Origin of the sequence: Streptomyces sp. NPDC057654 (assembly GCF_042800135.1) — a bacterium.
In the GTDB taxonomy this organism is placed as follows: Bacteria; Actinomycetota; Actinomycetes; order Streptomycetales; family Streptomycetaceae; genus Streptomyces.
On sequence record NZ_JBHVHQ010000215.1, the window covers coordinates 1 to 11,121 of the forward strand.

At 64.8% G+C, this 11,121-nt stretch carries 11 protein-coding genes; 5 read left to right on the forward strand and 6 right to left on the reverse strand.

Translation table 11 applies throughout. The annotated features are described in order from the left end of the window. Positions 1 to 144: 144 nt before the first annotated feature. The 3 genes from ACFU99_RS18110 to ACFU99_RS18120 form a co-directional block, all read right to left on the reverse strand. Positions 145 to 324: an SPOR domain-containing protein gene (locus tag ACFU99_RS18110; RefSeq protein ID WP_384392737.1), complete on the reverse strand. Its 180-nt coding sequence runs from the start codon at positions 322 to 324 to the stop codon at positions 145 to 147. Between the two features lie 117 nt (positions 325 to 441). Next, positions 442 to 2,130: an APC family permease gene (locus tag ACFU99_RS18115; RefSeq protein ID WP_384392740.1), complete on the reverse strand. Its 1,689-nt coding sequence runs from the start codon at positions 2,128 to 2,130 to the stop codon at positions 442 to 444. 337 nt (positions 2,131 to 2,467) lie between these two features. Further along, complete coding sequence (locus ACFU99_RS18120; protein WP_384392743.1) at positions 2,468 to 3,220, reverse strand: GntR family transcriptional regulator; 753 nt, start codon at positions 3,218 to 3,220, stop codon at positions 2,468 to 2,470. A gap of 437 nt (positions 3,221 to 3,657) precedes the next feature. On the opposite strand from ACFU99_RS18120, the gene ACFU99_RS18125 reads away from it, so the two are divergent. Further along, the gene (locus ACFU99_RS18125) at positions 3,658 to 4,083 is read left to right on the forward strand and encodes an RICIN domain-containing protein (RefSeq protein ID WP_384392745.1); all 426 of its coding nucleotides are present in this window, start codon (positions 3,658 to 3,660) and stop codon (positions 4,081 to 4,083) included. A gap of 119 nt (positions 4,084 to 4,202) precedes the next feature. Here the strand turns inward: ACFU99_RS18125 and ACFU99_RS18130 are convergent, their stop codons facing one another. Beyond that, positions 4,203 to 4,397, reverse strand: coding sequence for a DUF5302 domain-containing protein (locus tag ACFU99_RS18130; RefSeq protein WP_384392748.1), 195 nt, complete (start codon positions 4,395 to 4,397; stop codon positions 4,203 to 4,205). A gap of 129 nt (positions 4,398 to 4,526) precedes the next feature. Further along, entirely contained in the window at positions 4,527 to 4,790 is a 264-nt protein-coding gene (locus tag ACFU99_RS18135; protein ID WP_384392751.1) for a type II toxin-antitoxin system Phd/YefM family antitoxin, read from the reverse strand. 81 nt (positions 4,791 to 4,871) lie between these two features. On the opposite strand from ACFU99_RS18135, the gene ACFU99_RS18140 reads away from it, so the two are divergent. The 4 genes from ACFU99_RS18140 (at position 4,872) to ACFU99_RS18155 (ending at position 9,599) form a co-directional block, all read left to right on the forward strand. Further along, entirely contained in the window at positions 4,872 to 5,465 is a 594-nt protein-coding gene (locus ACFU99_RS18140; RefSeq protein WP_384392754.1) for a Uma2 family endonuclease, read from the forward strand. Between the two features lie 794 nt (positions 5,466 to 6,259). Further along, entirely contained in the window at positions 6,260 to 7,480 is a 1,221-nt protein-coding gene (locus ACFU99_RS18145; protein WP_384392757.1) for a DUF262 domain-containing protein, read from the forward strand. Continuing rightward, complete coding sequence (locus ACFU99_RS18150) at positions 7,473 to 8,597, forward strand: DUF3696 domain-containing protein (protein WP_384392759.1); 1,125 nt, start codon at positions 7,473 to 7,475, stop codon at positions 8,595 to 8,597. Before ACFU99_RS18145 ends, ACFU99_RS18150 begins: the two co-directional genes overlap by 8 nt. Before the next feature lie 132 nt (positions 8,598 to 8,729). Next, the gene (locus ACFU99_RS18155; RefSeq protein ID WP_384392762.1) at positions 8,730 to 9,599 is read left to right on the forward strand and encodes a hypothetical protein; all 870 of its coding nucleotides are present in this window, start codon (positions 8,730 to 8,732) and stop codon (positions 9,597 to 9,599) included. A 396-nt stretch (positions 9,600 to 9,995) separates the two neighbouring features. On the opposite strand, the gene ychF is transcribed toward ACFU99_RS18155, so the two are convergent. Continuing rightward, positions 9,996 to 11,084, reverse strand: coding sequence for a redox-regulated ATPase YchF (ychF, locus tag ACFU99_RS18160; RefSeq protein WP_384392766.1), 1,089 nt, complete (start codon positions 11,082 to 11,084; stop codon positions 9,996 to 9,998). Between the last annotated feature and the right edge of the window lie 37 nt (positions 11,085 to 11,121).

The window sequence follows — 11,121 nt, forward strand, 5'->3', positions numbered from 1 at the left end:
GCGCTGCGCCGGGCGGCGAGCAGCCGCCCCTGGTCGAGCACCGCTCCGCCTACCACCACACGCACCGTAGTCATGGACGGAGCCTATAAACCGGGAGGGCGGAAACCCGCGCGCCCCGGTCCGCACGCCCTCGGTCCGCGCGCTCTAGGAGACCGCGCGGCCGACCCGTTCGACGATGTAGAGCCTCTCCTGCCCGTACACGCCGAGCCGGTCGATGACCTGCTCGGCCTCCGACCTGGTGGCGTAACGGCCCACGCGGTAGCGGTTGCCGTTGTCGTCCTGCCGGACGACCAGCCAGGGCAGGGTCGGATCGCCGTCACTCATAGCCCCGCCCTTCCGCCGCGGCGCACACCGGCGTACGCCCCTCGACACCTCATGACGAAACCGCAATCCGCATATGCCCGAGCCTACGCCCGACCTTTACTCAGCGGATACGGGAATTCACGAAGAGGCATTCATCCGGCCACCGGAGGCGGTGCCTTCGAGACCGTCCCGCTCGGCCGCGTCGGCCTCAACCGCCGCAGCGGCCTCAGCGTCGGCCATTTCCTGCTCGACGGCCACGAGGGAGGGGTTCCGCCACGCGCTGCGCACGCCCCACACGTAGAAGGCGAGGCCGATCAGGACGACGGTGACGATGTCCCAGCCCTCGGCCAGGTACCCCTGGCCGCCGAAGTCGGTACCGCCGGCCCATGAGACGCAGGCCATGACGACAAGGTACGCCACCATCCAGGCGCCCGCCTTCAGGTGCGGCTTCAGCTCGGCCCACGGCTTGCGCAGCTCGTACCAGGCCCAGACGGGCAGGCCGACGGCCATGATCAGGATGACCTTGCCGGTGAGCGGCCAGCGGCCCCAGTAGAGGACCAGCGAGCCGAAGACCATCGCGATGGGCGCGAGGACCGGCATGATGCGCAGCTTGACCGGGCGGTTGAGGCCCGGCGCGAGGCGGCGCAGCGACATCACGGCGACAGGGCCGGTGATGTAGGAGATGACGGTCGCGACCGACACGATCTCGGCCAGCGAGCCCCAGCCGCGGAAAACGGCCAGAAAGAGGAAGGCGACGACGAGGTTGAGCACGAGCGCCGGGCGCGGAACGCCGGTCTTGGGGTCGACCTTGCCGAAGATGCCCGGCAGGTGGCCGTTCTCCTGCACGCCGTGGATCATGCGCGAGGTGGTGGCCGCGTAGATCATGCCCGTACCGGACGGGGAGATGAAGGCGTCCGCGTACAGCAGCATCGCCAGCCAGTTCAGGCCCCAGGCCAGGGAGAGGTCGGCGAGCGGGGAGTTGTACGAGAGGTGGGCCCAGCTGCCCGCGTCGCTCAGGTCGGCGGCGGGGACGGCCATCAGGAAGGCGATCTGCAACGCGACGTAGATCACCAGCGCGATGACGATCGAGCCGATGACGGCCTTGGGCAGCGACTTGCCGGGATTGCGTGCCTCGCCCGCCATGTTCAGCGGGGACTGGAAGCCGTTGTACGCCCAGACGATGCCGGAGACGGCGACGGCGGTGAAGACCGCGCTCCAGCCGTTCGGCGTGAAGCCGCCGTTGTCCTTGACGTTGCTGGTGTCGAAGTGCGCCAGCATCAGCGCGCCCGCGGTCAGGATCGGGACGACGACCTTGAAGACGGTGATCGCGTTGTTCGTCTTGGCGAACAGCGTGATGGCGAACCAGTTGAGGAAGAAGTAGAAGACGAGCAGGACGCTGGCGAGCGCGACGCCGCTGCCGGTCAGCTCCTTGCCGTTGTAGAGACCGGCGGCCCAGGAGAAGTCCCAGGAGCTCATGTACTGGACGGAGGCCGTGGCCTCCCCGGGTATGACGGAGACGATCGCGATCCAGTTGGCCCAGGCGGCGAGGTACCCGGCCAGCGAGCCGTGCGAGTACTGCCCGTACCGGACCATGCCGCCGGCCTTCGGGAACATCGAGCCGAGCTCGGTATAGGTCAGCGCGATGGTCAGCGCGACCGCGGCGCCGATGACCCAGGCCAGGATGGCGGCGGGCCCGGCGATGGCGGCGGCCCGCTCGGCGCCGAAGAGCCAGCCGGAGCCGATGATCGACCCGAGACCGACGGCCGTCAGGGCCACCGGTCCGAGCGTGCGGCGGTAATTCGAGTGGGAACCCTGCTCGGTACTCAAGCCCCGGATCTCCTTTTCTTCGTTCTCTCCCACGGCAGGACGCAAACCGCGCCATCCTATGAGCGATGACGGGGAGGAAAATCCGCGACAGGGCCCTGACCTGGGCGTATGTGAGGTTTGCAACACAAGGGGAGTCGTCGCGATATCGGCGCAAAAGGGGTGATAGCGGTGCACTTCAGCATCTTGGTGCAGACCCGTGGAGGAAGGCCGCAAGAGTGCGCGGCGAGACGCCTGACCTGCGAAGAGACGCGACAGACCCAACAGACCAAGGCCCGGGAAAGCCAAGAAGGTTGGCCGATAACCGACGCACCGGAGCGGACAAGGCCGGGCGGGACCCCTACTTGACCGGCAGGTGATAGGAGACGCGATAGCGCTCGGCGAGGACGACCACGTCGGCGGTCTCGACGGGGCAGCCGCCGGCGAAGTAGGTGCGGGAGACGACGAGCACGGAGTGCCCGGGGACGCCGCCCAGGGCGAGCGCCTCCTCGGCGAGGCCGGGCCGGGCGCCGACCTCTTCCACGACGTTGTCGACGACGAGATCGATGGCGGCCATGCGCTCGACGACGCCGCGGCCGGCCAGCGGCCCTTCTTCGGGCAGCATCACGGGCGTGCGGCCGGTGAGGGCGAGGGGCTCCCAGGAGGTGGAGAGCATGGCGGGCTCGCCGACGGCACGGAAGAGGTAGTCGGTGCGCATGACGCGCTCGCCGGCCGCGATCCGCAGCCGCCCGGCGACGGCGGCGTCGGCGCCCTCCTGCCCGCTGCGCGACTCCCAGGTGCCCTTGACGCGCTCGTCGGCCTGCTCCTGACGGAAGGGCGTGGAGTCGCCGAGCGCGCGGTAGCCGCCGCGCGAGAGCCGGCGCGGCACGGGTTGCTCGCGTACGTACGTACCGGAGCCGGAGCGGCCTTCGACGAGCCCTTCGGCCATCAGCACCTTGCGGGCTTCGAGTGCGACGGTGTCGGAGACGCCGTACTCCTCGCGAATGCGGGCCTGCGAGGGGAGCCGGGTGTGCGGCGGCAACTCCCCGGCGACGATCTTCTGCCGAAGATCCCCGGCGACGCGGAGGTATGCGGGCTGGTCACCGAAGGCCACGTCCACTCCCAACAGCTTGACAGTCCGCAACAGCTTGGCAACCGTCGGTTGTGAGCCGCAACTTAAGGCCAAGGATTCACTAGATGTAGTGAATTGCAGGTCGGGGAGGCGTAATTCGAGGAGGGACGGGCGCCCCCTGCCCGACGGGGCGCAGGGCCGGGCGACGAGGACCACCCCACGCCCCCCACCAAGCCCGCGAGAACAAAAAAGAACCGCGAAACGCAATGCGGCATGGGCGATGACACAGGACAGAAGAAATACCAGAGCCCTCATTCCGTCTCATGGCCGGAATGTGAAACGACTTGTCGGCCACGCCGATGGTCCGGGAAATTCGATCGGCGGCCTTCGGCTGAAAGTACCTGTTTCGCGGGAAGTGCTTTCCTCCTACGGTGAGCGGGGTCGGAAAGACCATCATCCCGTCTCTGGTTGGAGGCCCAGTGGCACCGATCATTGAACCCGGAACGTACGCCATCAAGAACGCCGCGTATGACGACCGGGTCATCGATGTGAGTGGCAGCGACAAGCGTCCCAACACGCCGATTATTGGTTACCCCTACCACAAGGGGGACAACCAGCAGTGGGAGCTAGAGTCGGTCAACCAGGCCAACGAGTACATCATCAAGAGCAAGCTGGGCGACATCTACCTGAACCTGGGTAGCACCCGGCAGTACCCGCCGTCGATCGCGGTTCAGAACACCTACGTGCTGTGGTCGATCGAGCCCGCGGGCGGCGGTCTGTACCGGATCCACTTCCCGTATCAGGACGGGGTCGTCGACCTCCCGAGCGGGCAGCAGAGCACGCAGCTGATTCTCCCGGCGTGGGTCGGGGAACAGCACCAGAAGTGGATCTTCGAGAAGGTCTGACAGACAGCGTGAAAGGGTGCGCCGAATTCTGTTCGGCGCACTCAGAACCCCCGCCCGAAAAAGGGCGGGGGTTGTTTTCCGCGCTAAAACAAACCGACGATTCCGATAACGCCGATGACTCAGCCACCGCTCTTCCGCCGGAAGGAACGCTGAGTACTGGCGGGGCCGTGCGCCCCATGAATCTTGGAGGAACTGACCCCCGCACCCCCGGAGGCCCCATCCCCCCGAGCCCCCCGCTTACGCTCCAGCGCCTCCCGGAACTTCCGCTTCATCTCATCCTCAGGCTTGTCCTGAGCAGATCCCTCTGCGGCCATGAGCTCCTCCTGAACTAGACGCTCCCCAGAGCCTCGCACGTTTCCCCCCGGTCAGCGCCTGATTTTCCACGCGGTCGGGACCGGCGGTGAGCCCGCCCCTCGTTGCGCACACATGCGAAGGGCAGCGGCTCAGCACAGCCTCGGCGCCGCGCCCCGCCCGCACTCCGAGGCGCGGAGACGGGACGACGCGCTCTCGTACGCCTTGAGCAGACGGCGCGCGTTCGCCGGCGAGCGCAGAAGGTACGCCCCCTCGCGCATGGCGGCGAAGTCCTCAGCCGAGACGAGCACGGCGTTCCCGTGCCGCGAGACGATCTCGACTGCTTCGTGGTCGTCGTTGACCTTTCTGATCAACGAGCAAAGGCTCTTGCGAGCCTCACCGACGGTTACGGCCATGCCACACCTTCCTGCGGACGGTTCGAGGCAACGTACCGTCCGCGCCTCCCTCGGGGTGCCCGCGATCGCTAGGGTTGCCCCATGACCGCACTGCCCGACTGGATGCGCCCACCGCGGGCGGAGGGCTGGTTCGCGGAGGACTTGGACCACCTGCCCGAAGCGCCCCGCCACACGGAACTGATCGACGGAGCACTCATCTTCATGGGGTCCCCGCAGCGATCGTGGCACGGCCGGCTCGTCACCGACCTCACGGTGGCGCTCATGGCCCAGGCCCCCGTCGACATCGAAGTCGAGCGAGAAATGACCATCCGCCTCGACGCCCGCAACCGCCCCGAGCCGGACCTGCTGCTCACCACCGCCCCGTATGACGCGGACCGCACTTGGTACGCCCCCGAGGACGTCCAGCTCGCCATCGAGGTCGTCTCCCCGGAGCCGGCCCACCGCGACCGCACCGTCAAACTGCGCAAGTACGCCGAGGCCGGCATCCGGCACTACTGGTGCGTCGAAGACGAGAAGGGCGTCCCCGCCGTCCACGTCTACGTCTACGTCTACGAACTCGACGAGCCAACCGGCTCATACGCACCAGCAGGCATCTTCCGCGACACGCTCACGCGGTCCGTGCCATTCGACATCTGCCTCGACCTGGACGGCCTCACCCCACGCCAGTCCGGCTGAGACCTGCGGCCCAGGTCAGCATCAAGCCAGCACGGAGACAGAGGCGGAGGCGTCAGCACCACTTTGGCCTGTCTGTTTGTCGATCGAAAAATTCAGCTACCGCATCGAAACGGAATGACCGACTCAGGGCTTCCATCTGTGGAAACGCAATCGGGCACGAGCCCTCCCGGAGTTGTCCCAGCATGGTCACTTCGTCCCAGCCCATGACCGCTCCGTCCGTGGTTCACCGCAGTCGACACCAATCCACTGGCCACGGCAACCCGGCACCGGTTCCAGCACCCACCCGACCGCGGTGAGGCTTTGCCTCCGCGGCGGAAGTAACATTGCCAATAGCATCCGGGAGCGAGACCATGCGTGCTTCAGGCCCACCGAAAGCGCCTAAAATTTCTGTACCTCGCCGGTGCCGTCTGTACGGAAAAGAGCAACGCACAGTCGAATCTATGTAGGAATATCCTGTCAAACCGCGGCTTGCGTTTGAGGCTATTGCATGAAAACCGACCAGGCGGAAGGGACGCCACTCATATGAGTACGGTGCCGCAGAGCCCTGATAGCCCCACTGAACTCGGCAAACCGGAGCCGCTCGTCCGGCACCGCCACAGTGACACGGGCCAGCCTCGTGCCCGTGTCACCACCCTGTTCTATGAGGCTGAGGCGTTCACCGCGCTGGTCAACCTCCAAGCCTGGCAAGATGCTGAGATCACTGCCGAGCGCCGGCGACCTCCAGCGCCATCCGCTGAAACGCCACCCACGGACAGCCACACACTGGCTACCATGCACCCCGAGGATGACGAATCGTGAGCGACGACGCAGAGAGGCAGCACCCACTTCCCATGCCTGAAGGCCTCTTCGACGTCTCAATGCCCGCTGCTCAAGCAAAGATCAGCGTTGAGCTGGACGACGCCGGTTTCAGCACTGACGTCGAGACCGAGGACATCGGAGAGCGGATCGACAGCCCATTCGATCCCGACCTGATCGAGGTCCAGACACGCAACCCCACGGTCGCCCTTCTCCTCAACAGAATCCGGCGTGACACCATTGACCTCGCCCCGGACTTCCAGCGTCGCGCGGGGATTTGGACGCGACAGGCACAGAGCCGCCTCATCGAGTCGTTGCTGCTGCGCATCACACTGCCCACCCTTTACGCCGCTGAAGGTGACGAGGACACCTGGGCCGTCGTGGACGGCGTGCAGCGGCTATCCACGATCGCCCGGTTTGTGGCACCTGAGACCATCGCCGCCGAGCCACTACGACTGACCGGCCTGGAATACCTCACCGAGTACAACAACTACACATTCAACGACCTCCCGGGACGTCTCCAAACCCGCATAGAGGAAACAGAGTTGGTGGTCCTCCTAATCCGGCGCGGAACGCCAGAAGAAGTCAAGTTCAACATTTTCGCGCGTATCAACACCGGCGGCCGACCCCTCACCCGTCAGGAGCTGCGCCACGCTCTCATCCCTGGCCAGGCTCGCGATTTCCTCGCCGGTCTAGCCCGTTCGGAAGCGTTTCAGGTGGCTACTGCACATAGCGTGTCGTCGGAGCGCATGTCGGACAGGGAGATGTGTCTGCGGTTTCTCGCCTTCTCCCTCACCCCCCCAGAAGAGTACGCTGGGCAAGATTTCGACGGCTTCCTGCGCAAGGCGATGCACGCACTCAACCGCCTCGATCATCTCCAACTCAAAATACTCAGCACCACATTCAAGGATTCCATGCATGCCGGGCTTGCGGTCTTTGGTCAGCACGCTTTCCGGAAGCGGTTCCGTGACTACACCCGCCGCAACCCTGTCAACAAAGCCCTCTTTGAGTCGCAAGCAGTCACCCTGTCCCACTACTCGAAGGAGCAGATCCGAGCCCTCTCCACTCGGCAGACACAGGTGGAGGAGGGGTTTCTTGGCCTGATGGGGAACACTGACTTCTTCAACGCCGTATCCGCAGGAACAGGTGACGCCGGCAAGGTCAAACTCCGATTTCGGATGCTGGACGAGATGTTCCAGGAGGTACTAAAGGATGCTTGAGCGCATCGGCATAACCAACTTCAAAGCCTTCGCATGCCAGGATGTCGATCTGGCGGCCTTCACTCTCCTCACCGGACTCAACTCATCCGGCAAGAGCACGGTCCTGCAGTCCTTGGCCTTGCTCCGACAGTCACACGAAGCGGGGCTCTTGGACGAGGCAGACGAGTCGGGCGGCTTCCTCCTCAACGGTGAGCTCGTGAGGTTGGGTACCGGCCAAGATGTACGCCACGAGTCATACACAGAGGAAGATCCAGATATCACCCTGGCAGTCGTCAAGGACGAGATCCGCTATGCCTGGCGGGCCCGATATGGCCGCGAAGACGACCTTCTCGGCCTCCTAGAAGCCCCGTCGGGCCCCACGTCCTGGGCTACGCGCGATCTGCCGTCCCTCTTCGGCCACGGCTTCCAGTACCTCAAGGCAGACCGCATCGTCCCCGACGTGAGCTACCCACGCTCCCATGACGCGGCTGTCCGCCGTAGCTTCCTTGGTGCCCGAGGCGAGCACACCGTCAACTTCCTGCGCGCACATCAGGACGACACCATCACCGCCAAATCACTGCAACTACCGGAGATGCCCTCTACTTCGCTCCGCGAGGCAACGGACTACTGGATGCAGCGACTGTGCCCCGGCGTGAACATCGAGACCGTCGGCATCCACGGCACCGACACCGTTCGTCTCAGTTACGGCTTCGGTTCAGGCGTTTCAGCGTCCAACCGCTACCGGCCGACCAACGTCGGCTTCGGCCTCACGTACGCACTGCCGATCGTCGTCGCCTGCGTGGCCGCGCAACCCGGCTCGTTGATCCTGCTTGAGAATCCTGAGGCCCACCTCCATCCCCAGGGTCAGACCTGGCTCGCCTACCTCGCCGTCGCCGCTGTCTCGGCAGGTGCACAGATCGTCCTGGAGACCCACTCCGACCACGTGCTCAACGGGCTACGCCTCGCTGTCAAGGACGGCCGCATCCCCGCATCTGCGACCGCCGTACACTTTTTCCGCCGCAATGGACAGACCGCCGAAGTAATCAGCCCGTCAATGGGACCGGACGGAATGCTCTCCGACTGGCCGAAGGGATTCTTCGACGAGTGGGAAAACTCCTTGGAACAGCTCCTCGACTGACATGCGATCCCATCCGAGGCCATGCTCGACTTGATGATCTGAAGCGCAATTGGGGGCGTAGTGCCGCTTTCGCTGTTTCTGAACGAGTTGTCCTGCGCCTCAGAGGCCGACCCGAGATGTATCGACGAGGCCATGGCTTCCTTTGTGGACACCCTTAAGCGTCTCAGCTCTTGGCAGAGCTTGTCCTTGACAACACAAAGCCCGTTGCCGAGCGCCGAGCTCGCCCGCGGCTATGTCTACCAGCAGTGGGTAAACGCCTCACCACGCAACCGCGATCGGCACCGCTATCTGCTGGCCCTGCGCAACCGACGCTCCCCCTTCGATTGCGTACTCGAAGAAGCCGGCCATGAACCATCCGAGGCCGAGTATCTGCATGACGGCCTGCCCGCGAAGGGCATTGGTGCAGCCCATCTCATGGACGGCCTCGCCATCAGCCTTCCTGTAACGCCGAAGTGGGCAACCTCGTGGCTCATCGTCGACATTCAGCGTCTCGGTGAGAACGACATCGAGCATGACAAGGACCGCGTCCGCCACTGCTCCGCCCCGGTCGAGGCCGACGAACACGAGCTCTGGGCGCGCGACACAGGCCTCCACACTTTGAGTAGTCCGACAGAGCTCCTTGCCGTTTGGGATGAGTTCTTCCCCTCCCTGGAACGGCTGCCTCGCTTCGACCGTGACCTGATGCGACTTGATGTGAAATGGTTTCGGCCTGTGCGCAAGCTCCTCGCCGAACTTCAAACGACGGCCGCCGACCACTGGGACCTCTCCCGCTCCCCGGAACCGGACTGGCGGAACCCTCACATCACCCCGGAGTCCCAGAGCCGACGCCACCTGTGCACGTTCACGGATCCTGCATCGGCCCGGGCGTCAGAAGTCTTCTCCTGGCACGGACGTATGACACCGGGTAAGGGACGCTTGTACTTCCGTCTTGTGCCCGAGCGAAAGGTCTTCCGGCTTGCCTACGTGGGACCGAAGCCAGGAAGCGACCGAGAATCCTCCTGACAACGGCGGCTCCACTCACGTCCCTGACTCAAGAGCTGGCATCCGTGTCTTTAACTCTGCATCGCGCCGTCGATAAGCCTCTTGATTCGCTCCTTGCTCACCGCCTCAAGGCGACTCACCGGCAAGCATAGAGTCGCGAGATTATAGTTGGCGATCGTGTACGCGCAGCCCGGCAACCTGTAACCTGCGGAAAGCTTGACATTTCCAAGCAGTGGAATCTCGGGCGAACTATCGGGCGAAAACCGCTCGACGCGCGTGCGCCGCATCGGTACGAAAGGAGGGTGGCGCATCTTCCCAGCGCTTTCCCATCGCGGGCATGGGTCAGGGATTCGGCTCCGACGAATCGGGCCCTTCCTGGCCTGCATATCCAACTACAGGGATATTAGGGAATTACGCCTAAACATTGAAGCGGAATTCCACCACGTCTCCGTCCTGCATCACATACTCCTTGCCCTCCATACGCGCCTTGCCCTTCGCGCGGGCCTCTGCGACCGAGCCCGTTTCGACCAGGTCCTCGAAGGAGATGACCTCGGCCTTGATGAAGCCCTTTTGGAAGTCGGTGTGGATGACTCCGGCGGCTTCGGGGGCGGAGGCGCCCTGGGGGATGGTCCAGGCGCGGGATTCCTTGGGGCCGGCGGTGAGGTAGGTCTGGAGGCCGAGGGTGCGGAAGCCTACGTGGGCGAGGGTGGCGAGGCCGGGTTCTTCCTGGCCTACGGACTGGAGGAGCTCCAGGGCCTCCTCGTCGTCGAGCTCGGCGAGGTCCGCCTCCAGCTTGGCGTTGAGGAAGATCGCTTCGGCGGGGGCGACCAGGGCGCGCTGCTCGGCCTTGAAGTCGTCGTCGGTCAGCTCGTCCTCGTCGACGTTGAAGACGTAGAGGAAGGGCTTGGTGGTCAGGAGGTGCAGGTCGTGCAGGAGCTCCGTGCGCTCCGAGCCCTGGACGATGCCCTGGGAGAAGAGGGTGTCGCCCCGCTCCAGGATCTCCTTGGCCTCCTCGACCGCCTTGACCTTCGGCGCGATGTCCTTCTTGATCCGCGACTCCTTCTGGAGGCGGGGAAGCACCTTCTCGATCGTCTGGAGGTCGGCGAGGATCAGCTCGGTGTTGATGGTCTCGATGTCGTCCTTCGGGGAGACCTTGCCGTCCACATGGACGACGTTCTCGTCCTTGAAGGCGCGGATGACCTGGCAGATCGCGTCGGACTCGCGGATGTTCGCGAGGAACTTGTTGCCCAGGCCCTCGCCCTCCGAGGCGCCCCGCACGATGCCGGCGATGTCGACGAAGTCGACCGTCGCGGGCAGGATCTTCTGGGAGCTGAAGATCTCGGCGAGCTTGGTGAGGCGCGGGTCGGGGACGCCGACGACGCCGACGTTGGGCTCGATGGTGGCGAACGGGTAGTTGGCCGCCAGCACGTCGTTCTTGGTCAGGGCGTTGAAAAGGGTCGACTTGCCGACATTCGGCAGGCCGACGATTCCGATCGTGAGCGACACTTGGCGACTTCCCGTAGCGAGAATGTGTAAAGGGACC

Bases quoted from the DNA above. Each gene is read 5' to 3' on its own strand.
- ACFU99_RS18110 (WP_384392737.1), bottom strand. From the start codon at position 324: ATGAGTGACGGCGATCCGACCCTGCCCTGGCTGGTCGTCCGGCAGGAC.
- ACFU99_RS18130 (WP_384392748.1), bottom strand. From the start codon at position 4,397: ATGGCCGCAGAGGGATCTGCTCAGGACAAGCCTGAGGATGAGATGAAG.
- ACFU99_RS18135 (WP_384392751.1), bottom strand. From the start codon at position 4,790: ATGGCCGTAACCGTCGGTGAGGCTCGCAAGAGCCTTTGCTCGTTGATC.
- ACFU99_RS18140 (WP_384392754.1), top strand. From the start codon at position 4,872: ATGACCGCACTGCCCGACTGGATGCGCCCACCGCGGGCGGAGGGCTGG.
- ACFU99_RS18150 (WP_384392759.1), top strand. From the start codon at position 7,473: ATGCTTGAGCGCATCGGCATAACCAACTTCAAAGCCTTCGCATGCCAG.
- ACFU99_RS18155 (WP_384392762.1), top strand. From the start codon at position 8,730: ATGGCTTCCTTTGTGGACACCCTTAAGCGTCTCAGCTCTTGGCAGAGC.